This is a genomic window from Pseudocitrobacter sp. 73, assembly GCF_008369545.1.
Lineage (GTDB): Bacteria > Pseudomonadota > Gammaproteobacteria > Enterobacterales > Enterobacteriaceae > Pseudocitrobacter > Pseudocitrobacter vendiensis.
The window spans coordinates 169,295-189,768 of the sequence record NZ_VTZO01000016.1 but is presented as its reverse complement, the minus strand read 5'-3'; the positions used below and the strand labels follow the sequence as shown (position 1 = coordinate 189,768).

Annotated in this window: 24 protein-coding genes; 3 read left to right on the top strand and 21 right to left on the bottom strand. The window is 55.5% G+C overall.

Annotated features, from left to right (window positions below; translation table 11 throughout):
* From F0Q32_RS18200 to fkpA, 9 genes are all read right to left on the bottom strand, one after another.
* The coding region (locus F0Q32_RS18200) for a GTP-binding protein (protein ID WP_000031686.1) at nucleotides 1-299 on the bottom strand (299 nt) is incomplete at its 3' end.
* Nucleotides 300-369: 70 nt separating this feature from the next.
* Nucleotides 370-2,484 carry an elongation factor G gene (gene fusA / locus F0Q32_RS18195; RefSeq protein ID WP_149464187.1) on the bottom strand — a complete coding sequence of 705 codons (2,115 nt, stop codon included), beginning with the start codon at nucleotides 2,482-2,484 and terminating at the stop codon, nucleotides 370-372.
* 96 nt (nucleotides 2,485-2,580) lie between these two features.
* On the bottom strand, nucleotides 2,581-3,051 hold the full coding sequence (gene rpsG, locus F0Q32_RS18190; protein WP_006817513.1) for a 30S ribosomal protein S7: 471 nt from the start codon (nucleotides 3,049-3,051) through the stop codon (nucleotides 2,581-2,583).
* Between the two features lie 95 nt (nucleotides 3,052-3,146).
* Nucleotides 3,147-3,521, bottom strand: coding sequence for a 30S ribosomal protein S12 (rpsL, locus tag F0Q32_RS18185; RefSeq protein WP_000246815.1), 375 nt, complete (start codon nucleotides 3,519-3,521; stop codon nucleotides 3,147-3,149).
* A 124-nt stretch (nucleotides 3,522-3,645) separates the two neighbouring features.
* On the bottom strand, nucleotides 3,646-3,933 hold the full coding sequence (tusB, locus tag F0Q32_RS18180) for a sulfurtransferase complex subunit TusB (protein ID WP_149464186.1): 288 nt from the start codon (nucleotides 3,931-3,933) through the stop codon (nucleotides 3,646-3,648).
* A 7-nt stretch (nucleotides 3,934-3,940) separates the two neighbouring features.
* Nucleotides 3,941-4,300 carry a sulfurtransferase complex subunit TusC gene (gene tusC, locus F0Q32_RS18175; RefSeq protein ID WP_149464185.1) on the bottom strand — a complete coding sequence of 120 codons (360 nt, stop codon included), beginning with the start codon at nucleotides 4,298-4,300 and terminating at the stop codon, nucleotides 3,941-3,943.
* Complete coding sequence (tusD, locus tag F0Q32_RS18170; RefSeq protein WP_149464184.1) at nucleotides 4,300-4,686, bottom strand: sulfurtransferase complex subunit TusD; 387 nt, start codon at nucleotides 4,684-4,686, stop codon at nucleotides 4,300-4,302. The genes tusC and tusD overlap by 1 nt, the downstream gene beginning before the upstream one ends.
* Nucleotides 4,686-5,408, bottom strand: a complete 723-nt coding sequence (locus F0Q32_RS18165; RefSeq protein WP_015962730.1) for a transcriptional regulator — start codon at nucleotides 5,406-5,408, stop codon at nucleotides 4,686-4,688. Before F0Q32_RS18165 ends, tusD begins: the two co-directional genes overlap by 1 nt.
* Before the next feature lie 164 nt (nucleotides 5,409-5,572).
* Nucleotides 5,573-6,391: an FKBP-type peptidyl-prolyl cis-trans isomerase gene (gene fkpA, locus F0Q32_RS18160; RefSeq protein ID WP_108476640.1), complete on the bottom strand. Its 819-nt coding sequence runs from the start codon at nucleotides 6,389-6,391 to the stop codon at nucleotides 5,573-5,575.
* Nucleotides 6,392-6,624: 233 nt separating this feature from the next.
* Between fkpA and F0Q32_RS18155 the strand changes: the two genes are divergently transcribed.
* On the top strand, nucleotides 6,625-6,843 hold the full coding sequence (locus F0Q32_RS18155; protein ID WP_149464193.1) for a protein SlyX: 219 nt from the start codon (nucleotides 6,625-6,627) through the stop codon (nucleotides 6,841-6,843).
* Between the two features lie 122 nt (nucleotides 6,844-6,965).
* On the opposite strand, the gene slyD is transcribed toward F0Q32_RS18155, so the two are convergent.
* The 4 genes from slyD to kefG form a co-directional block, all read right to left on the bottom strand.
* Nucleotides 6,966-7,550, bottom strand: coding sequence for a peptidylprolyl isomerase (slyD, locus tag F0Q32_RS18150; RefSeq protein WP_113858451.1), 585 nt, complete (start codon nucleotides 7,548-7,550; stop codon nucleotides 6,966-6,968).
* 94 nt (nucleotides 7,551-7,644) lie between these two features.
* A complete protein-coding gene (locus F0Q32_RS18145; RefSeq protein WP_149464183.1) occupies nucleotides 7,645-7,845 on the bottom strand; it encodes a YheV family putative zinc ribbon protein in 201 nt (66 codons plus the stop codon).
* 10 nt (nucleotides 7,846-7,855) lie between these two features.
* The gene (kefB, locus tag F0Q32_RS18140) at nucleotides 7,856-9,661 is read right to left on the bottom strand and encodes a glutathione-regulated potassium-efflux system protein KefB (RefSeq protein WP_149464182.1); all 1,806 of its coding nucleotides are present in this window, start codon (nucleotides 9,659-9,661) and stop codon (nucleotides 7,856-7,858) included.
* On the bottom strand, nucleotides 9,661-10,212 hold the full coding sequence (kefG, locus tag F0Q32_RS18135) for a glutathione-regulated potassium-efflux system ancillary protein KefG (RefSeq protein ID WP_015962724.1): 552 nt from the start codon (nucleotides 10,210-10,212) through the stop codon (nucleotides 9,661-9,663). Before kefG ends, kefB begins: the two co-directional genes overlap by 1 nt.
* Nucleotides 10,213-10,371: 159 nt before the next feature.
* Between kefG and F0Q32_RS18130 the strand changes: the two genes are divergently transcribed.
* Nucleotides 10,372-12,276, top strand: a complete 1,905-nt coding sequence (locus F0Q32_RS18130) for an ABC transporter ATP-binding protein (protein WP_149464181.1) — start codon at nucleotides 10,372-10,374, stop codon at nucleotides 12,274-12,276.
* A 12-nt stretch (nucleotides 12,277-12,288) separates the two neighbouring features.
* Nucleotides 12,289-13,221, top strand: a complete 933-nt coding sequence (locus F0Q32_RS18125) for a LysR family transcriptional regulator (protein ID WP_149464180.1) — start codon at nucleotides 12,289-12,291, stop codon at nucleotides 13,219-13,221.
* 91 nt (nucleotides 13,222-13,312) lie between these two features.
* Here F0Q32_RS18125 and mdcH read toward each other — a convergent pair whose 3' ends face one another.
* From mdcH to mdcA, 8 genes are all read right to left on the bottom strand, one after another.
* Nucleotides 13,313-14,206: a malonate decarboxylase subunit epsilon gene (mdcH, locus tag F0Q32_RS18120; RefSeq protein WP_149464179.1), complete on the bottom strand. Its 894-nt coding sequence runs from the start codon at nucleotides 14,204-14,206 to the stop codon at nucleotides 13,313-13,315.
* Nucleotides 14,206-14,823, bottom strand: a complete 618-nt coding sequence (locus F0Q32_RS18115; protein ID WP_149464178.1) for a malonate decarboxylase holo-ACP synthase — start codon at nucleotides 14,821-14,823, stop codon at nucleotides 14,206-14,208. The genes mdcH and F0Q32_RS18115 overlap by 1 nt, the downstream gene beginning before the upstream one ends.
* A gap of 3 nt (nucleotides 14,824-14,826) precedes the next feature.
* Nucleotides 14,827-15,786 carry an AEC family transporter gene (locus F0Q32_RS18110; protein ID WP_149464177.1) on the bottom strand — a complete coding sequence of 320 codons (960 nt, stop codon included), beginning with the start codon at nucleotides 15,784-15,786 and terminating at the stop codon, nucleotides 14,827-14,829.
* A gap of 120 nt (nucleotides 15,787-15,906) precedes the next feature.
* Nucleotides 15,907-16,707: a biotin-independent malonate decarboxylase subunit gamma gene (mdcE, locus tag F0Q32_RS18105; protein WP_149464192.1), complete on the bottom strand. Its 801-nt coding sequence runs from the start codon at nucleotides 16,705-16,707 to the stop codon at nucleotides 15,907-15,909.
* Nucleotides 16,707-17,540 (bottom strand): biotin-independent malonate decarboxylase subunit beta, encoded by an 834-nt coding sequence (locus F0Q32_RS18100; protein ID WP_149464176.1) that lies wholly within the window; start codon nucleotides 17,538-17,540, stop codon nucleotides 16,707-16,709. Before F0Q32_RS18100 ends, mdcE begins: the two co-directional genes overlap by 1 nt.
* Nucleotides 17,533-17,832 carry a malonate decarboxylase acyl carrier protein gene (gene mdcC, locus F0Q32_RS18095; RefSeq protein WP_149464175.1) on the bottom strand — a complete coding sequence of 100 codons (300 nt, stop codon included), beginning with the start codon at nucleotides 17,830-17,832 and terminating at the stop codon, nucleotides 17,533-17,535. Before mdcC ends, F0Q32_RS18100 begins: the two co-directional genes overlap by 8 nt.
* Before the next feature lie 9 nt (nucleotides 17,833-17,841).
* Nucleotides 17,842-18,708 (bottom strand): triphosphoribosyl-dephospho-CoA synthase, encoded by an 867-nt coding sequence (locus tag F0Q32_RS18090; RefSeq protein ID WP_149464174.1) that lies wholly within the window; start codon nucleotides 18,706-18,708, stop codon nucleotides 17,842-17,844.
* A complete protein-coding gene (gene mdcA, locus F0Q32_RS18085; RefSeq protein ID WP_108476626.1) occupies nucleotides 18,708-20,363 on the bottom strand; it encodes a malonate decarboxylase subunit alpha in 1,656 nt (551 codons plus the stop codon). The genes F0Q32_RS18090 and mdcA overlap by 1 nt, the downstream gene beginning before the upstream one ends.
* Nucleotides 20,364-20,474: the final 111 nt, after the last annotated feature.

The window sequence follows — 20,474 nt, the reverse complement described above, 5'->3', positions numbered from 1 at the left end:
TCCATCTGCGCAGCACCGGTGATCATGTTTTTAACATAGTCGGCGTGGCCCGGGCAGTCTACGTGCGCGTAGTGGCGAGTCGGGGTGTCATATTCAACGTGAGAAGTGTTGATGGTGATACCACGAGCTTTTTCTTCCGGTGCGTTATCGATCTGGTCGAAAGCACGAGCAGCACCGCCGTAGGTTTTAGCCAGTACGGTGGTGATTGCAGCGGTCAGAGTAGTTTTACCGTGGTCGACGTGGCCGATAGTACCAACGTTGACGTGCGGTTTTGTACGTTCAAATTTTTCTTTAGACACGGCTATATTCCTTACTATAGTGCTCTCCCCTTCAGGAGAGAGCACGGGACTTAGGTTTTAACCCCGGGGATTATTTACCACGGGCTTCGATTACGGCCTGAGCAACGTTGTTCGGCGCATCATCATACTTCAGGAATTCCATGGTGTATGATGCACGACCTTTGGTCAGAGAACGCAGCTGAGTTGCATATCCGAACATTTCAGACAGCGGAACTTCAGCGTGGATCTTAACGCCAGTTACTTCAGATTCCTGACCGCGCAGCATACCGCGACGACGGCTCAAGTCACCGATAACATCACCAGTGTTCTCTTCCGGAGTTTCTACTTCAACCTTCATGATAGGCTCAAGCAGAACAGGTTTTGCTTTCTTAAAGCCTTCTTTAAAGGCGATAGAAGCAGCCAGTTTAAACGCCAGTTCAGAGGAGTCAACGTCGTGGTAAGAACCGAAGTGCAGACGAATACCCATGTCTACAACCGGATAACCAGCCAGCGGACCAGACTTCAGCTGTTCCTGGATGCCTTTATCAACGGCCGGGATGTATTCGCCAGGAATTACACCACCTTTAATGTCGTTGATGAACTCGTAACCTTTCGGGTTAGAGCCCGGCTCCAGCGGGTACATGTCGATAACGACGTGACCATACTGACCGCGACCACCAGACTGTTTCGCGTGTTTACCTTCGATATCGGTAACTTTCGCGCGAATCGCTTCGCGGTAAGCAACCTGAGGTTTACCGACGTTCGCTTCAACGTTGAATTCACGCTTCATACGGTCAACGATGATGTCGAGGTGCAGCTCACCCATACCAGCGATGATGGTCTGGTTAGATTCTTCGTCAGTCCATACGCGGAATGACGGGTCTTCTTTAGCCAGACGACCCAGAGCCAGACCCATTTTTTCCTGGTCAGCTTTGGTTTTCGGTTCTACTGCGATGGAGATTACCGGCTCAGGGAATTCCATACGTTCCAGAATGATCGGCGCATCTTGATCACACAGAGTGTCACCAGTGGTTACGTCTTTCAGACCGATTGCAGCAGCGATATCGCCCGCGCGAACTTCTTTGATCTCTTCACGTTTGTTAGCGTGCATCTGAACGATACGACCGAAACGCTCACGTGCAGCTTTCACGGAGTTCAGTACGGTATCACCAGAGTTAACCACACCGGAGTACACACGGAAGAAGGTCAGGTTACCAACAAACGGGTCGGTAGCGATTTTGAACGCCAGTGCAGCGAACGGCTCGTCATCACTTGCGTGACGCTCAGCCGGCGTGTCTTTACCGTCGTCCAGGATACCGTTGATCGCCGGAACATCGATTGGGGATGGCAGGTAATCAATTACCGCATCCAGCATCGCCTGAACACCTTTGTTCTTGAACGCAGAACCACAGGTTACCAGGATGATTTCGTTGTTCAGAACGCGCTGACGCAGAGCACCTTTGATTTCTGCTTCAGTCAGTTCTTCACCACCCAGGTATTTCTCCATCAGCTCTTCAGAAGCTTCCGCAGCGGATTCCAGCAGGTTCTGGTGCCATTCGTCAGCCAGTTCCTGCATATCTGCCGGGATATCTTCGTAGGTGAAGGTTACACCTGCGTCTTCTTCGTTCCAGTTGATGGCTTTCATTTTCACCAGGTCAACAACACCGGTGAAATGTTCTTCAGCACCAATTGCCAGCTGCAGCGGAACCGGGTTCGCGCCCAGACGGGTTTTGATCTGACCAACAACTTTCAGGAAGTTTGCACCCATGCGGTCCATTTTGTTAACGAACGCAATGCGTGGAACTTTATATTTGTTAGCCTGACGCCATACGGTTTCAGACTGTGGCTGAACACCACCAACTGCGCAGTAAACCATTACCGCACCATCAAGAACACGCATGGAACGTTCTACTTCGATAGTGAAGTCAACGTGCCCCGGGGTGTCGATGATGTTTACGCGATGCGGTTCATACTGCTTAGCCATACCAGACCAGAATGCAGTAGTCGCTGCGGAAGTGATGGTAATACCACGTTCCTGCTCCTGCTCCATCCAGTCCATGGTAGCCGCGCCGTCGTGAACTTCACCGATTTTGTGGTTTACACCGGTGTAGAACAGAATACGTTCGGTAGTAGTGGTTTTACCGGCGTCGATGTGCGCACTGATACCGATGTTACGGTAGCGTGCGATGGGTGTTGTACGAGCCATTTGATTCCTCGTTTATCTTTTTAGGCGTTCAGTTAAGTAACCCAAAGCGGGCTGCTTCGCTGAAGCGCCCGCCTGGTGACTAATACTCCGAAGGGATTACCAACGGTAGTGTGCGAACGCCTTGTTGGCTTCGGCCATACGGTGAACGTCTTCACGTTTCTTAACTGCAGTACCTTTGTTATCTGCAGCATCAGTGAGTTCGTTCGCCAGGCGCAGAGCCATGGATTTATCACCGCGTTTACGAGCAGCTTCAACGATCCAACGCATTGCCAGAGCATTACGACGGACCGGACGGACTTCAACTGGTACCTGATAAGTAGAACCACCAACGCGGCGAGACTTAACTTCGACAGTCGGGCGCACGTTTTCGAGAGCTACTTCGAAAGCTTCCAGTTCATTTTTACCAGAGCGCTGAGCCAGGGTCTCCAGCGCGCTGTATACGATAGTTTCTGCAGTAGATTTTTTACCATCTACCATCAGGATGTTGACAAATTTAGCCAGCAGTTCTGATCCGAACTTAGGATCCGGCAGGATTTTACGCTGACCAATGACGCGACGACGTGGCATGGAAATACTCCGTTGTTAATTCAGGATTGTCCAAAACTCAAAGAGTTTAGTTTGACATTAATTTAAAACGTTTGGCCTTACTTAACGGAGAACCATTAAGCCTTAGGACGCTTCACGCCATACTTGGAGCGAGCTTGCTTACGGTCTTTAACGCCGGAGCAGTCAAGCGCACCACGAACGGTGTGGTAACGAACACCCGGAAGGTCTTTTACACGACCGCCACGGATCAGGATCACGGAGTGCTCCTGCAGGTTATGACCTTCACCACCGATGTAGGAGGTTACTTCAAAACCGTTAGTCAGACGAACACGGCAAACTTTACGCAGTGCGGAGTTCGGTTTTTTAGGAGTGGTAGTATATACACGAGTACATACGCCACGTTTCTGCGGGCAGGCTTCCAGTGCCGGCACGTTGCTTTTTGCAACTTTGCGAGCACGTGGTTTGCGAACCAGCTGGTTAACTGTTGCCATTAAATAGCTCCTGGTTTTAGCTTTTGCTTCGTAAACACGTAATAAATCGCCTCATATAATATGAGGACGCAGAATTTTAGGGCGGTGTCGAAAAGGTGTCAAGAAATATACAACAACCTGGCATCTACCAGGCCATCTGAGACGCATGTTTTACCGCCAGCCTGACGAAGTCAGTATAGCCAACCCTGACGACACTGTTCGAAATTTGACCGCACAGCCCACGCGCTTCAACATCTTCATTCAGCACGTGTAGGGATATGGGGGCAGAACGGAGAATATCAAGAAAGCGGCTGCCTTCAATTGCCGCCACCACGCCATCAGAGCGAAGCAGCAGGTCATCCCCCTCTTTCACCACGCGCAGTAGCGCGGTGATGTCCGTATGCCAGGGAGAAGTACTTAGGGTATGCAGCATAGATGCCTCAGAAGTGAAGAATCACATCATAGCCATCAAGCTGCTGACGAAGCGCATCAGGCTCCAGCAACTCAACGTCTGTGACAAAGGCCGTGGCCGCACTTAAGCCGCGCTCACGCAGCGACGCCGCGCACAGCCAGACGTTCTCAATATCGTAGAGTGGCATCAGCTTAAAGGTGGCGATGTAATCGCGCGCCAGCACCGCTGACGGCTTTTGATCGCTCAACAGCTGAAACACCCCGTCACCGATAAAAAATACGCCGAGATCGTCACTTAACGCGGATGCGGCCAGCAGGGCATCGAGCCCTTCACGCCCGGAGGCGCTCCCGTGCGGTGCCGTCGAAAAAACAAAAGCGACACGTTTCATCAGAACTGCACCATGCGATCGCAGGTCAACGCGGCTTGCGCCAACGCACCCAACCCGCTCAGAGAAAACCCTGGCTGAAGATTAAAACCTGGCAGCGACAGATTTTTCGCTTCGGTTTCATCCGTAACACCACGACGCAGCGCCGCCGCCACACAAATATGCAACTCGACGCCTTGTTCATCATGCAGCTGCTGCCAGCCGCGCACCACGTCGAACTCATCGCTGGCAGGCGCGGTAAGCTGATTGGCGTTGTAGACGCCCTCGCGATAAAAGAACACGCAGGCAAGCTCGTGACCTTCGCTCAGCACCGCCTGCGCAAACTGCAGCGCGCTGCTGGCGTGTTGCGTCCCGTAGGCCGGGCCGGTCACCATGATGGCAAAACGCATTACTTATCTTGCCCCACAAAGTCGCCGCTTTTGAACTGGCGAATGTAGAGATACACCGTGTGTTTGGAGATGTTCAGGCGGTCGGCCACCTGATTAATCGCATCCTTGATATCAAAGATGCCTTTCTCGTAAAGGTTGAGCACGATCTGGCGATTTTTAGCGTTATTGGAAACGTTACGATCGGCATTCACCTCTTCAATCGTGAACTCCAGCGTCTGGGTGACCAGGTCTTCAACCGAAGAGGCAAAGTTAACCTGCGAATTCACTTCCGGCGTTTCCGGCGGAATAAAGGTGTTCATGATTTGTGAGAAAGGCACATCAAGGTTCATGTTGATGCACAGCAGCCCAATGACACGTTGTTCGCGATTGCGGATCGCGATGGTCACGGACTTCATCAGCACGCCACTTTTGGCACGAGTAAAATAGCATTTGGAAACGCTGCTATCTGCGCCGGTCATATCGTGCAGCATGCGCAGGGCCAGGTCGGTAATCGGCGAGCCGATTTTCCGTCCGGTATGTTCGCCGTTAGCGATTCGAATAGCCGAGCACTTCAGGTCCTGCAAAGAATGCAGCACAATTTCACAATGGGAACCAATGAGCATCGCTAACCCGTCCACGACCGCTTCGTAGGACTTCAGGATCTCGAAATCGGTTTTATCGAAAGGACGTTGATCCAGTAAATCAAGTTCACTGGTTTCGTTGGTTAAAAGCGACCTGGACATGTAAAAAAGCACTCCTTTTCAGGAGCCTGTCGTTATGTTGTCAGGGCAGGCTCATCACTAATAGGGGGATCTAAAGTAATACGCGCACCTGGCGCTTTCCAGTATTAATTATATCAGGCAGGTAATAAAAAGCCGCCGCCCAATGGGCGGCGGCTATCAGACTCTTATTTTTTGTCTGCGGTTGCAGCTTTCTCAGCTGGCGCAGCGTCAGCTTTCGCGTCCGCTTTTGGTGCTGGCTTAACGTCTAACAGTTCAACGTCGAAGACCAGGGTGGAGTTAGCCGGGATACCCGGAACGCCGGTTTTACCGTAAGCCAGATCCGGTGGGATAACCAGCTTGATTTTGCCGCCTTTCTTGATGTTTTTCAGGCCTTCAGTCCAGCCTGGAATCACGCCATCAAGACGGAAGGAGAGCGGCTCACCACGAGTGTAAGAGTTATCGAACTCTTTACCATCGATCAGCGTGCCTTTGTAGTTTACTACCACGGTGTCGCTATCGGTCGGTGCGCTACCGGTACCCGCTTTCTCTACTTTGTACAGCAGGCCAGTAGAAGAGGTTTTCACATCTTTCTCTTTGGCGAATTTCGCGCGGTACTCTTTACCTTTCGCTTCGTTATCCGCGGCGTCTTTCTCCATCTTCGCCTGAGCGGAAGACTTCACGCGCGCTTCAAAAGCCTGCAGGGTTTGCTCGATTTCCTGATCGGACAGTTTGCTCTTATCAGCAAATGCGTCCTGAACACCGGCGATCAGCTGATCTTTATCCAGTTTGATGCCCAGTTTTTCCTGTTCTTTCAGGGAGTTTTCCATGTAACGACCCAGCGAAGCACCCAGTGCATAAGCGGATTTCTGGTCGTCGTTTTTAAAAGCGGATTTGCTTTCTGCGGCTGCTGCGGTTTTCGCAGAGTCAGCGGCAAACGCCAGCGGCGCATTCAGTGCAACGGCCATCGTGGTTGCCAGAAGCGTTACTTTAAACAGTGATTTCATCCATCTCTCCAGGGCCGGGGCCTCTCGCCCCAAGATTTACTAAGTGAGAAGCGTACTATATAGCCTTGCAGAACAAATCTACATACGAACGCTCCTGATTCTCGACACTTTTCAGACTATTTTTGTTTAAATTAGTTTCCCCGTTGACGAAGGAATGCTGCGTGAGAGCCGAAAGTTAAGTAGAATCCGCGGCACCGGGAAGCACGCCGGAACTCACAGTTAAGAGGTTAATGATGCAAGAAATGAGTATTGAAGCGCGGATGGAAGAACTTGAAAGCCGCCTGGCGTTTCAGGAGATCACCATTGAAGATCTTAACCAAACGGTCACCCAGCATGAGCTGGAAATGGCGAAACTGCGCGATCATCTGCGGTTACTGACGGAGAAACTGAAGGCCAGTCAACCGTCTAATCTCGCGTCCCAGTCAGAAGAGACGCCACCGCCTCACTATTGAGACGTAAAAAAAGCGGGATTATTCCCGCTTTTTTGTTGCCGGATGGCGCTTCGCTTATCCGGCCTACAAGATAATCTTATGTAGGCCGGGTAACGCAACGCCGTCCTCCGGCGAAGGCTGAATTAATGGCAACCGCAACCGCCGTTACCACAACCGCCTTTACCGTGTTCATGACCATGGTCGTGACCGTGGCCGCCGCAGCAACCATCGTGGTCATGATCGTGATCGTGGTCGTGGCCGTTCGCACCGTGAACGTGGCCATGAGCCAGTTCTTCTTCGGTTGCTTCACGGATAGCCACAACTTCCACGTTAAATTTCAGATTCTGACCCGCCAGCATGTGGTTACCATCAACCACAACGTGATCGTCTTCGACTTCGGTGATTTCAACCGGAACCGGGCCCTGGTCAGTTTCTGCCAGGAAGCGCATGCCAACCTGCAGTTCGTCAACGCCCATGAACACGTCTTTAGGAACGCGCTGCACCAGGTTTTCGTCATACTGACCGTAAGCGTCGTTCGCGCCAACAGCCACATCGAATTTATCGCCAACTTCGTGACCTTCCAGCGCTGTTTCCAGGCCAGAGATCAGGGAACCGTGACCATGCAGGTAGTCCAGCGGCGCACTTACCGGAGACTCATCAACCAACACACCGTCTTCTGTACGTACCTGATAGGCCAGGCTGACCACCAGGTCTTTTGCTACTTTCATGATATCTCCTGAGCAAGGGAAGAATAGTGGCGCAGATTGTAGCGGAATTCTGCACTCGTGTACCCCTTAGCTTAAAAAAAGGCGAGCGATAACGCTAGTCGGGATGAAAAATGCCAATCACTTGCTCATCTTTGCGAACATGCTCGCGGGCTTCTTCATCTGCTTCCCGCATCTGATGACCACACTTAACGCATTCAACAATATCAACATTATTTTCGCGCCACATGGCCATGGAATCCTGCGCCTGACACGCCGGGCATTTCGCGCCCGCGATAAACCGTTTACGTACCGCCATACTTCACCTTTTATTCAAATTCATCCCAGCCATCCAGCTGACGTCGCTCCTGTTGCATCTCGCGCTGGAAGATCTCTTCCAGCTCGCGCCGCGCTTCCCGCACGCGCGAAATCTGTTGCGTATCGCTGTGCACAGGCATCAGCTCGCGCAGCATCCGCATATCGAGCCGGCGGAAGTGCAGTTGCGCCCGCTGTGCCTGATGAGGATGCATTCCCGTAGAAATAAGCGCCTTTCGCCCCAGTTCCAGCGCGCTTGAAAAGGTCTCACGTGAAAACTGTAACACGCCCGCCTGCAGCAGTTCGTGCGCTTCCACACGTCCCCGGGCACGCGCCATAATATTGAGGTGCGGAAAGTGCTGTTGGCAGATTTCCACCAGCTTCATGGTGTCTTCCGGATCGTTACAGGTGATGACAATTGACTGTGCCTGCTCCGCCCCGGCGGAACGCAGCAACTCAACCTGCGTCGCATCACCGTAGTAAACCTTATAACCATATTTACGCATCAGATTGACCGCACTGATATCCCGTTCCAGCACGGTAATGCGCAGCTTGTTCGCCATCAGCAAACGACCAATCACCTGACCAAAACGGCCAAAGCCGACCACGATCACCTGTGGCTTATCATCTTCCACCCACGGCGCTTCCTCTTCTTCTTCCGGGCCGTTAAAGCGGCGCGACAGCACGCGGTCGATGGCTTTCATCAGCAGCGGCGTCGTCATCATCGACAGGGTTACGGTCACCAACAGCAGCGCCATCTGGTCGCCTTTAAAGAGCTTCACGCTCGATGCGGCGGAAAAGAGCACAAACGCAAACTCACCGCCCTGACTGAGTACGCCAGCAAACTGCATCCTCTCAGAGCTACGCAAGCCATGCAGCCGCGCCAGCACGTACAGCACCAGCGTTTTCACCGCCACCAGCACCACCACGCTGCCCACCCCCCACAGAATATGGGTGTAGAGCACGCCAAGATTCAGCGCCATGCCGACGGAAATAAAGAACAGCCCCAGCAGCAGGCCTTTAAAGGGCTCGATAGCTGTTTCCAGTTCGTGACGATATTCACTTTCCGCCAGCAGCACCCCGGCAATAAACGTCCCAAGCGCCATTGAAAGTCCCAGCGCATCCATAAACAGCGCGGAACCCAACACCAGCAGCAGCGTCGCCGCCGTAAACACTTCGCGCACGCCGGAGGCGGCGATAAACCGGAACACCGGACGCAGCAGGTAACGCCCGCCAATCAACACGCCACCAAATACCAGCACTTTCATGCCGACAGCCATCCAGTCGACGTGATCGTCGCCAGACCCCGCCAGCAGCGGCACCAGTGCTAACGCGGGAATAACCGCTAAATCCTGAAACAGCAGCACCGAAAATCCGAGTTGCCCCGATTCGCTGCGGTTCATGCCCTTCTCGCGCATTAATTGCAGCGCCATCGCCGTTGATGACATCGCCAGGCCAATCCCGCCAATCACCGCTGTCTGCCAGGAAAAATCCGTCAGCATCAGCAGGCCACCGAGGATAAGCGCGCTGAAAATAACCTGTGCCGCGCCGATACCGAAAATAGGTCGCCGCAGTTGCCAGAGTTTGGCCGGATTCAGTTCAAGCCCAATGATGAACATCAGAAAGACGACGCCCAGCTCCGAAAAATGAAGTATCTCATCAACGTCGCTGATAAATCCCAGCCCCCATGGGCCGATAGCAATCCCCGCCAGCAGGTAGCCCAGTACCGCGCCAATGCCCAAACGAGCGGCAAGCGGCACCGCCACTACGGCGGCAAACAGAAACAGCACGCCGGCCAGTAACAAATCGGAACCTTCCATCAGCGGCCTCCCGGCGCAATCGGCGAGGCCAGCCACTCACCGTACGCTTTCGCGTGACTTGCCAGCTCTTCCGGCGATTGACGGCGCGCCCAGTAGATAATCATCGGGTTCATCCAGTGCATGCGGCACATCGCCGCCGTCAGCTCAAAGGGACGTAAAATATCGCTCATGGGATAGCGGTTCAGCGCGTCATAACGGTAAGCACTTTCCGGCTCGCCAGTGGTAATGACGCTACGCCAGTACTTTCCCGCCAGTTGGTTGCCCCCCACCCCGCTGGCAAAACCACGGCTTAACACGCGATCCAGCCACTCTTTCAGCAATGCCGGGCAACTGTAGGTATAAAGCGGATGTTGAAACACAATCACCTCGTGCTCGCGCAGCAGCGCCTGTTCACGCGGGATATCAATAAAAAAATCAGGATAGTTTGCGTACAAGTCATGCACGGTCACGTTGCTCAACTGCGTGGCAGGCTTGAGCAAAACCCGGTTCGCCACCGAGTCCTGTGATTCCGGATGGGCATACAGCAGCAATACTTTCGGCGTCTGCGACATCATTCCCCTCCGTTTATCATTTCCGGGCGCACGCGCAGCAGGAATGATTTTGTGTATCGTCATCATTTTGGGCTACCATTGCGGCCCGGTGTGGCGATTCGCTCACCACATTACATTATCACAATGACAATTTAACATACCCAGAACATACGGCGCCTTATGATTGTTTTCTCCTCGTTACAAATTCGACGCGGCGTGCGCGTCCTGCTGGACAACGCAACAGCCACCATTAACCCAGGGCAGAAAGTCGGCCTGGTGGGGAAAAACGGCTGCGGCAAATCCACGCTGCTGGCGTTATTGAAGAACGAGTTAAGCGCCGATGGCGGTAGCTTTACCTTCCCCGGCAACTGGCAACTGGCCTGGGTGAATCAGGAAACGCCTGCCCTGGCGGAGCCTGCGCTGGAGTATGTTATTGACGGCGACCGTGAATATCGCCAGCTTGAAGCGCAACTGAATGCCGCCAATGAGCGTAACGACGGCCATGCCATCGCCACCGTTCATGGCAAACTGGACGCGATTGACGCATGGACCATCCGCGCACGCGCGTCCAGCCTGCTACACGGTTTGGGCTTCAGTAACGAGCAGCTTGAACGTTCGGTGAGCGATTTCTCCGGTGGCTGGCGGATGCGTTTAAACCTGGCGCAGGCGCTGATTTGCCGTTCCGATTTACTGCTGCTCGATGAACCGACAAACCACCTCGATCTCGACGCGGTTATCTGGCTGGAGAAATGGCTGAAGAGCTATCAGGGCACGCTGATCCTGATTTCGCACGACCGCGACTTCCTCGATCCGATCGTCGACAAAATTATTCATATCGAACAGCAGGCGATGTTCGAATACACCGGCAACTACAGCTCTTTCGAACGTCAACGCGCGACGCGTCTGGCCCAGCAGCAGGCGACCTACGAAAGCCAGCAGCAGCGCGTGGCGCACCTGCAAAGCTTTATCGACCGCTTCAAAGCCAAAGCCAGCAAAGCCAAACAGGCGCAGAGCCGCGTGAAAATGCTGGAACGTATGGAGCTTATCGCCCCGGCGCACGTCGATAACCCGTTCCACTTCAGCTTCCGCGCGCCGGAAAGCCTGCCAAGCCCGCTCCTTAAAATGGAGAAAGTCAGCGCAGGCTACGGCGATCGCATTATTCTCGACTCGATTAAACTGAATCTGGTACCCGGCTCGCGCATCGGCCTGCTCGGGCGCAACGGCGCGGGTAAATCGACGCTGATTAAAATGCTGGCCGGTGAACTTAGCCCGATAAGCGGCGAGATTGGCCTGGCGAAAGGCATCAAGCTCGGCTACTTCGCTCAGCATCAACTGGAGTTCCTGCGTGCCGATGAGTCACCGATTCAACATCTCGCGCGCTTAGCGCCGCAGGAATTAGAACAGAAGCTGCGAGATTACCTCGGCGGCTTCGGTTTCCAGGGCGATAAAGTCAGCGAACCGACCGGGCGTTTCTCCGGCGGTGAAAAAGCGCGTCTGGTGCTGGCGTTAATCGTCTGGCAACGCCCGAACCTGCTGCTGCTCGATGAACCGACTAACCACCTTGACCTCGATATGCGTCAGGCTTTGACCGAAGCACTCATTGAGTTTGAAGGCGCGCTGGTTGTCGTCTCGCACGACCGTCACCTGCTGCGCTCCACCACCGATGACCTCTATCTGGTTCACGATGGCAAAGTCGAACCGTTCGATGGCGATCTGGAGGATTATCAAAAGTGGCTAAGCGATTCGCAGAAACAGGAAGCGCAGGCGGACGACGCCCCTAAAGATAACGTCAACAGCGCGCAAGCGCGTAAAGATCAGAAGCGTCGCGAAGCAGAATTACGCACGCTCACACAGCCGCTGCGCAAAGAGATTGCCCGTCTGGAAAAAGAGATGGAGAAGCTCAACGCGAAGCTTGCCAGTGCGGAAGAAAAACTGGGCGACAGCGAACTTTACGATCAAAGCCGCAAAGCGGAACTGACTGAATGTTTGCAACAGCAGGCGCAGGCAAAAGCGGGGCTGGAAGAGGCTGAAATGGCCTGGCTGGATGCGCAGGAACAACTGGAAGCCATGCTGCAAAGCGAATAAAGGCGACACACCATGAACCCGGTAACGACCAACGACATCACCTTCCGCAAGCTGGCGATCTTCATGACCTTTATGGAGAAAGGCAATATCGCCCGTACCGCCGAGGCGCTGGAGCTCAGCGGCGTGAGCGTGCATCGCGCGCTGCACACGCTGGAAGAGAACGTCCGTTGTCCGTTGTTCATCCATAAAGGCCGCAACCTGGTCGCGCTTCCGGCGGCCTGGACGCTGCTGGAGTATTGTCAGGAAGTCACTCAACTGATGGCGCGCGGGCTGGAAGAAGCGCGTAAAACAGCGGGTGTCGGTCAGGGGCGTCTGCGCGTCGGTACGCTCTATTCATTGACGCTGGAAACCGTGCCGCGCCTGATTATGGGTATGAAACTGCGGCGTCCGGATCTGGAGCTTGACCTCACTATGGGCTCCAACGATACCCTGCTGCATATGCTGGAAGACGGCACGCTGGATGCGATCATCATCTCTATTTCTGAGAGTGATATCGACCGCAACAACATGGAAGTGCTGCCACTGTTCCACGACGACATCTTCCTCGCCGCGCCCGCCTCCGCTTCGCTGAAGCCCGACGCGCTTGCCGACCTGCGTGATTATCGCGACCAGAAATTTGTCTCACTGGCGGAAGGGTTTGCCACCTACGCGGGGTTTCAGGAAGCGTTTCACATCGCCGGGTTTGAACCGGAGATCGTGACAAGGGTGAATGATATTTTCTCGATGTTGAGTCTGGTACAGGCAGGTGTAGGATTTACCCTGATGCCAGGGCGCATGAAGAAGGTGTATGAGAATTCGGTACAGTTGCTGAAGCTTTCGCAGCCGTACCAGATGCAGCAGCTCATCGCGATTGTATTCAGCCGCAACCGCGAGCAGGACCCGAACCTCCGCGCACTCGCCGCCGAAGGACGGATGTACGCGCGGAGCCTGGACGAGAACGCCTGAGCCGTTGCCGGATGGCGGCTACGCCTTATCCGGCCTACAAAAAACATCCCACATTCTTGTAGGCCCGGTAAGCGCAGCGCCACCGGGCAACTCACCGCAGCCGCTGCGCCAGATGCACCGCAACATCCACGCCGCTACGCTCCAGCGAAATCGACTCGCCTTCCCACGCCGCCTGACGCGTTAAACAGGTCAAAATGCCGCCCGGCGGCATCTCAATCGCCAGCCGCGCTTCGCGTTCATTGGCGGAAATCACCGCTTCCTGCCAGCGCACGGTGCGCGCCATATTCATCGCCAAATCATCGGCGATGCGTTCTGGCTGCCATAAGACGCGCCCGGTACTGCCACTCAGATACGCATAACGCGGACGCGTCAGCGTCACGCCGTTAAATGCCTGCACCAGCTTCTGCGCCGGTTGCGCCAACAGTTCACAGTGCGACGGTACGCTCACCGCCAGTCTCGGCGCTTTCGTCGCGCCTTTCGCCATCGCGCGTTTTGCTACGATAGCCATGCCTTCATCCGGGCCGGCAATCACCGTCTGGGTTTCCGCATTCAGGTTGGCGATGTACGTTCCCGTACCTTCCAGCAGCGGCTCAACCTGGTTCAGGGTGAGCCCCATAATCGCCGTTAAACCGTAGCCGTGAGGATACGCCTGCTCCATCAGATCGCCACGCAGCGCCACCAGCTTCAGCGCATCGCGGAAATCGAGCGCCCCTGCCACCACGGCGGCAGGATACGCGCCAATCGACAAACCGCTAACGATATCCGGCGGCACACCTCGTCGCTCCAGTTCCCGCGCCCAGGCAACTCCCGCAATCAGTAGCGACAGCTGTACCGCGCGCGTATGTTTCAGCGCTTCTGGCGTGTCCAGCGTCAGTGCCTCGTCGCCCAGCACCTCGCGGGCCTGCGTCAGTTCATCACCGGGCAGGTTTTGCAGCATGTCGGGGTGTTGCGTGCCCTGACCGGGAAAGGTAAACAGAATTTTCATTATTCCTCCCTGCTCCAGGGGGAGCGAACCCGTCGCGGCCCCTGGCTGGTTTTCAGCAATGCTTTGCCATCGCGCAGCCACTCCGCCAGCGCAAACGCGCCTTCCGGCGTTTCCACCTGGGTATCGGCGCGACACAGCGTGCCGGTGAGTTGCTGCTGCCAGCGTTGCAGCGCCTCGCGCGTTAACGGCTCAGGCGCGCGGATCAACAAATCCAGATCGCTTTCAGAGTGGATCACCGGGATCCCCGTCGCCAGTGCATAACCGGTGCTGCCCGTTACGCCCCACGTCCACGGCCAGTCTTGCTGGGCCAGCATTAGTGCCAGTTGAACGGGAGGCTGTGAAATAAACGGAGAACGGAGTAATTCGAGGGGGTTGACCAGCGATTCAGGCGAGCACACTCGAACCACAGCATCCGGGTTCGCCCAGCCAGCCGCACGCTGGTCGCGCTTCATTCCGCGCACCCCAACCGGGATGCGCCCCTGCGCATCGACATCACGCCGTACCACCACCGGCAGACCGGTATGCCAGATACCGTCTACCCAATCTTCTGTTACCGATTCCAGCGCATCGCGGGAAATGAGCCAGATAAGGTCATGTGGGCGTAATGTCGTGGTCATAACTTAGATTCCTGAAGTCAGCGAGATAAACAGCGGCAGCGACAGGATACACAGAACCGAGCTCAGCAGCAGCACCGCTTCCGCATCCGGCGATTGCACGCCGAAACGGTTACCGAATACCACGCCGAAGAAACCGGCAGAGAGCGCAATCATCAGAATAGCGGTGATGGCGACAGAGCCCTGCAGGCCGAACGCCAGTACGATACCCCATGCGATGAACGGCTGAATCAGCAGTTTGGCGATGGTCGCGCTGACAACCATGGTGTTGATTTGCAGTTTACGCGCAGAGAGGATCACCCCGGTCAGGAACAGTGCCGCAGCGGTTGCCGACAGGCCCAGCGGTTTAATCGATGCCAGCAGCATTTCCGGCATTTTGATGCCGATTGCGGAGAGAATCACTCCCAGCAGCGGGCCCATGACGATCGGTTTTTTCAGCGAGCGCCACATCAGCACTGGCAGCATAGAGAGTGAACTTCCACTGTTGCCACCTTCGGCACGCGCTTTTTCACGTTCCAGAATCAGCAGGCAGAACGGCGTCATCAGCACGGAACCACAGGCGATAGAGACCGCAACAGAAAGCGAAGTTGCCGGAGTTTCACCCAGTACGCTGCCCAGAATCGGCAGGCCAAGCGCGGCATAGTTTGGCAGTGCGACGGTCAGCGTCAGCACGGCGGCATCCTGCGGCGATTTATTAAAGACTTTCACGGCCAGGAAGTAGATAGCCGCGTAGATAATCCACATCGCCAGCGTCAGCACCACAATCAGCGGCGACTGAGCGACAATCCCGGCCCATGGAGTTTGTACGGTTGCGCTGAACAGCGCGGCAGGCAGTGCGAAATCCATGACAAAAATATTAAGCAGGGAAACATTCTTGTTATCGACCATTTTGGCCTTACCTGCCCAGAATCCCAGTAGCATGATCACGAAAATCGGTGCCAGGGCATGAATAATTACGTAAGTCATAAATCACCTGTAGTTAAAAAGAAAAGTCACTGACGCGATGGTTATTATTTTCAGAGTGCAGACTCCCGGTGGGCGCAGCAGCTGTGCCCACGGGGTTGACTCTGGCAGGTCTCTTTTTACTTACCAGCTGGCGCGCATACGTTCGCGTACGTGCGCCGAGCTGCGGCGGTTGTCAGAACCCAGGCGATTTTTCAGCGAGGTATCCTGACGAGCGTCTTTGATGGCCTGTTGCAGCGTGCTGTTCACCTGCGTCAGATCGTTATCGGTTGGGGCATCCGGGTTGCTGATATCCAGCAGTTTCGCCAGCAAGCCCAGCGTGGCGTAGTTGCTGATGTCATACGCCATCGGCGGAATGGTCGCCGCCAGTTTTTCCAGCGCGTCAACGGTACGCAGGGTGATACGCGCGGCAGACTCTTTGCCCATCGCGTGGATCAACACGCCGGAATCGTTGAAGGCAATCAGTTGGTTGGCCTGATAACCGTGCGCCAGAAACGCGCCGGACATCGCTTTACCAACAATCAAACCAATCACCGGGTGACCGGCCAGACGCGCATTGGCATACGCCCCGGCAGCACCGGCCAGCGCCTGGTGAATACCGAACGCTTCTTCACGACGGCCATAGGCCTGACTCGGCACATCAATCACCGCGATAATCGGGCGTTTAACGGCTTTATCGGCATCGGCGGCGACGGTTTCGCTCACCACTTTCGCCAGCGTCCAGCCTTCGAGCAGGCCAACTTCACCTTTTGCGGCGCGAGGGAAATGGTTATTGGCATCGGGAACAACAGCCACAAAACGCACTGCTTCCCCGTTGATTTCGCCATCAGCCGCCTGGACTGACGGGCAAAGACCTTGTACGCGTTGTGCGTTCGGGGCCAGTTTTTCCAGCCACAATGCCCCACGGCTTACTGAGTTACTCATCATTTCACCTCCCGGGCAAAAAGCGCGTTAATCTGTTCAGAATCAGCCTGTTTGCGGGTGTCGAAATTCGTCAGGCGATCCAGATACCAGTCGTAGTTATCGGTGCGATGTTTCGCCGGTACGCCTTTGGCAATCGCGTCGTTCATCGCCGCTTTCACCGCGTTAACGCCGTCACCCACCAGCGCATCGACCAGACCGCTTTGATAACGCACTTCGCCACCGGTCATGCTCCAGATAAACGGACGATCGCGGGAGTCATATTCGGCAATCCCGGCTTCCTGTTCGATAACCTGCGGGCCGTTCAGACCAAGACGCGCTTCGCGGGTGACAATCAGATAGCTGCACAGCGCGGCCGCGATAGACATCCCGCCGAAGCAACCCACGGTACCGGCAACAATTCCCACTACCGGGGTATAACGGCGCAGGTCAACAATCGCGGCATGGATATCGGCAATCGCCGCCAGACCGAGATTCGCTTCCTGTAAGCGCACGCCACCGGTTTCGAGGCAAAGTACCGCCTGCGTCGGGATACCCTTACGGTTATCTTCCGCCGCCAGTTCAAGCGCCGCCGCCATTTTTGCGCCGGAAACTTCACCCATGCTACCGCCCTGGAACGCGCCTTCAATCGCCACAACCACGGCAGGTTGACCGTTGATGGTACCTTTGGCGACAACCATGCCGTCATCGGCCTGCGGCACGATGCCCTGCGGCCCAAGCCACGGAGAAACGATGCCTTCAAACGGGTCCAGTAGTTCGCGGTAGCTGCCGTCATCCAGCAGCGCGTGCGCACGCTGACGTGCTTTTAATTCGATAAAACTGCGGTCATCACGCATAGCTCACCTCCTCAAAGACCTGTTCGATACGAATGCGAGCCACGCCAGGGGTTGCGCCAAAATCGTGGACAACCATCTTGCCGGAGGGCAGTTCGCTCACAAGGCTCAGGCGGTTGAACAGCGCTTCCCAGCGGGCGCGGCTGTTGTCCACCGAGGTGGTGATATCAATCGTCAGGGTTTTCTCCTGGTCGGCGGTGAATAACACCTCCATATCCCCGGAGCCCACAACGCCCGCCAGTGCTTTGCCGCTTACAGTGCGGCTGGCAGGCAAAGAGATCGTAATGTGTTCCATAACATCCTCTTAATTCGGTAAATAAGGCGCGGAAGACGCGTCAATACGGTCGAGAAACAGCGTGGCGGCCAGCAGGTCGGCAGCGCCGCCCGGTGACGCGTTGAGCGCCAGCATTTGTGCATCGAGTATGGCAAGCGCCTCGCGGCCTTCAGGCTGTGCGGTGCCGCCAGCAAGCAGGACAGCACGCGCGCCGTTTTGCATGGTTTCAAGGCCTTGCATTCCGCTGCGCGAGAGCACGCAGGTGTCGCTGAGCGAGGTCATAATCGCCATCAGCGCATCCAGCCTGGCGTGCGTTTCGCTGCTGCCGTTGAAGCGGCTTAAACGAAGCTGAGGTAAAGCGCGCTGCATCACGTGCGGAAAAGCCTGCTGCGCTTCTTCCCTCGCCCCTGGCACGCGATAGCGGTGCGTGGCGCGAAGCCCTTTGCTGAACACTTTCGGCGCGACAGCATCCGGCAACATCGCCAGTTTCGCCGCCGTGGTGCTGATGGCTTTCGCCGTACCGGCACCGCCGAGCATCGCCACCGCGCTGACCAGCAGGCCCAGCGCCCAAATCGCGCCACGGTGAGTATTCACACCGTTCGTGGCAGCCATCATCTGTTGCTCGCCTTCGCGTCCCAGTCGCCCAATGGTTTGTCTGAGCGCGACATCCGCCGGACGCTGCCAGCTTTGCTGCGCCAGGGCATGAAACGTCGGGGTCAGGCTGTGGGCGGAACGCTCCATCAGCGCCAGCGTCAGGTCGTGATGCGCCCCGCTGCCCCGGCTGTCCACCAGACCGGGTTTCGGGCTTAAACGTGCTTCGTCGACAAGACATTGCGTGGCGGTTCGCGCCAGCCATTCGGCACCGCCTTCAACCTGAATCTGTGGCAGAAGTTTCATTACCAGCTCCGGAATTTCGCAGGTGGGTTGTACAAACCACCGGACCATTCCACCAGGTCGGACACGCTGCTGGCAGCCAGCAGGGAACGGGTGGCGTCGGTACGGCGAATACCCATATCTTCCGGGTAAACCACTTTGCCGCTCTTACGCAGCTCAGCAACACGTTTGGCATCTACGCCCAGGCCAATATCGGTAATACCGGCAACGGCGGCGACCATCGCGCGGCGCTCTTCCAGGCTTTCCGCACGGTAGAGGTAAGCGATACCTTCTTCGGTCAGCACGTGGGTCACGTCATCGCCGTAAATCATGACCGGCGCCAGCGGCATCCCGGAGGATTTCGCCACTTCAACGGCATCCAGCGTTTCGACGAAGGTCGGTTTCACACCCGCCTGGAAGGTTTCCACCATCTGGACGACGAGTTTTTTACCGCGCTGCATCGGGTCTGGTTCGGTGATCATGTTCAGCCAGGCAGGCGTTGCATGACGACGACCGTGTGGGTCATGGCCCATGTTTGGCGCGCCACCGAAACCGGAGAGACGACCACGGGTGACGGTCGAGGAGTTGGCGAGGCCATCAACCTGTAACGTTGAACCGATAAACATATCCACCGCGTACTGACCTGCTAACTGGCAGAACGCGCGGTTAGAACGCATTGAACCGTCGGCACCGGTAAAGAACACATCAGGACGGGCGCGGATGTACTCTTCCATCCCCAGTTCGCCACCGAAGCAGTGCACGCTTTCCACCCAACCGCTCTCAATCGCCGGGATCAGCGTCGGATGCGGGTTAAGCGTCCAGTGTTTACAGATTTTGCCTTTCAGGCCGAGCTGTTCGCCGTAGGTTGGCAGCAGCAGTTCAATCGCGGCGGTGTTAAAACCGATACCGTGGTTGAGTGACTGCACCTGATGCTCTGCGTAGATGCCTTTAATCGCCATCATCGCCATCAGGATGTGTTCTTGTTTAATCAGACGCGGGTCGCGGGTAAACAGCGGTTCGATAAAGAACGGTTTGTCTGCGACGACCACGAAATCAATCCACGAGCCGGGAATATCCACGCGCGGCAGGTCGCATTCGTCGTCCACCAGTTCGTTTACCTGTGCGATGACGATACCGTCGTGGAAGGCGGCCGCTTCAACCAGCGCTGGCGTATCTTCAGTACTGGCGCCGGTGTAAAGGTTGCCTTTGCTGTCGGCTTTAAAACCGGCAATCAGCGCCACGTTCGGGGCCAGGTCAACATAAAGACGGGAGTAGAGTTCGATGTAAGTGTGAATCGCACCGATCTCCAGCAAGCCATCTTCCAGCAGTTGCGAAATACGCAGGCTCTGCGTGCCGGAGAAAGAGAAATCCAGCTTATGAGCGATGCCTTTCTCGAAGATGTCGAGGTGTTCACTGCGACCTACGCTTGGCATGATCATATGCAGGTCATGAACAATCTGCGGGTTCACTTCAGCAAGGGAACGAGACAGGAAATCTGCCTGTTTTTGGTTATTCCCTTCTAATACCACTCTGTCGCCCGGCGCGATCAGTTTTTCCAGCATTGCGACAAGGTCTGCCGTCGGTAGCACCTTGCCCTGCACCGGTACAGACGCCAGGCGGCGCTGTTTCTCAGTGCGTCGCGTGTTCCATACCCGTGCGGGTGTTTGCCCAGATAACATTATTAACCTCCTGATTCAGCGAATCATTTTGATTTGCTTAACACTGAGAAGAGTCTGAACCCTGGTGAGAAAGTCATCAATTAAGCTTAGGAAGGAATCATTAGCCTGAGA

Bases quoted from the DNA above. Each gene is read 5' to 3' on its own strand.
- rpsL (WP_000246815.1), bottom strand. From the start codon at position 3,521: ATGGCAACAGTTAACCAGCTGGTTCGCAAACCACGTGCTCGCAAAGTT.
- mdcC (WP_149464175.1), bottom strand. From the start codon at position 17,832: ATGGAACACATTACGATCTCTTTGCCTGCCAGCCGCACTGTAAGCGGC.
- rpsG (WP_006817513.1), bottom strand. From the start codon at position 3,051: ATGCCACGTCGTCGCGTCATTGGTCAGCGTAAAATCCTGCCGGATCCT.
- F0Q32_RS18110 (WP_149464177.1), bottom strand. From the start codon at position 15,786: ATGACTTACGTAATTATTCATGCCCTGGCACCGATTTTCGTGATCATG.
- tusC (WP_149464185.1), bottom strand. From the start codon at position 4,300: ATGAAACGTGTCGCTTTTGTTTTTTCGACGGCACCGCACGGGAGCGCC.
- F0Q32_RS18130 (WP_149464181.1), top strand. From the start codon at position 10,372: ATGATTGTTTTCTCCTCGTTACAAATTCGACGCGGCGTGCGCGTCCTG.
- tusB (WP_149464186.1), bottom strand. From the start codon at position 3,933: ATGCTGCATACCCTAAGTACTTCTCCCTGGCATACGGACATCACCGCG.
- F0Q32_RS18155 (WP_149464193.1), top strand. From the start codon at position 6,625: ATGCAAGAAATGAGTATTGAAGCGCGGATGGAAGAACTTGAAAGCCGC.
- F0Q32_RS18090 (WP_149464174.1), bottom strand. From the start codon at position 18,708: ATGAAACTTCTGCCACAGATTCAGGTTGAAGGCGGTGCCGAATGGCTG.
- F0Q32_RS18125 (WP_149464180.1), top strand. From the start codon at position 12,289: ATGAACCCGGTAACGACCAACGACATCACCTTCCGCAAGCTGGCGATC.
- mdcH (WP_149464179.1), bottom strand. From the start codon at position 14,206: ATGAAAATTCTGTTTACCTTTCCCGGTCAGGGCACGCAACACCCCGAC.
- F0Q32_RS18100 (WP_149464176.1), bottom strand. From the start codon at position 17,540: ATGCGTGATGACCGCAGTTTTATCGAATTAAAAGCACGTCAGCGTGCG.
- F0Q32_RS18145 (WP_149464183.1), bottom strand. From the start codon at position 7,845: ATGGCGGTACGTAAACGGTTTATCGCGGGCGCGAAATGCCCGGCGTGT.
- F0Q32_RS18115 (WP_149464178.1), bottom strand. From the start codon at position 14,823: ATGACCACGACATTACGCCCACATGACCTTATCTGGCTCATTTCCCGC.
- tusD (WP_149464184.1), bottom strand. From the start codon at position 4,686: ATGCGTTTTGCCATCATGGTGACCGGCCCGGCCTACGGGACGCAACAC.
- kefG (WP_015962724.1), bottom strand. From the start codon at position 10,212: ATGTCGCAGACGCCGAAAGTATTGCTGCTGTATGCCCATCCGGAATCA.
- fkpA (WP_108476640.1), bottom strand. From the start codon at position 6,391: ATGAAATCACTGTTTAAAGTAACGCTTCTGGCAACCACGATGGCCGTT.
- mdcE (WP_149464192.1), bottom strand. From the start codon at position 16,707: ATGAGTAACTCAGTAAGCCGTGGGGCATTGTGGCTGGAAAAACTGGCC.
- fusA (WP_149464187.1), bottom strand. From the start codon at position 2,484: ATGGCTCGTACAACACCCATCGCACGCTACCGTAACATCGGTATCAGT.
- kefB (WP_149464182.1), bottom strand. From the start codon at position 9,661: ATGGAAGGTTCCGATTTGTTACTGGCCGGCGTGCTGTTTCTGTTTGCC.
- slyD (WP_113858451.1), bottom strand. From the start codon at position 7,550: ATGAAAGTAGCAAAAGACCTGGTGGTCAGCCTGGCCTATCAGGTACGT.
- mdcA (WP_108476626.1), bottom strand. From the start codon at position 20,363: ATGTTATCTGGGCAAACACCCGCACGGGTATGGAACACGCGACGCACT.
- F0Q32_RS18165 (WP_015962730.1), bottom strand. From the start codon at position 5,408: ATGTCCAGGTCGCTTTTAACCAACGAAACCAGTGAACTTGATTTACTG.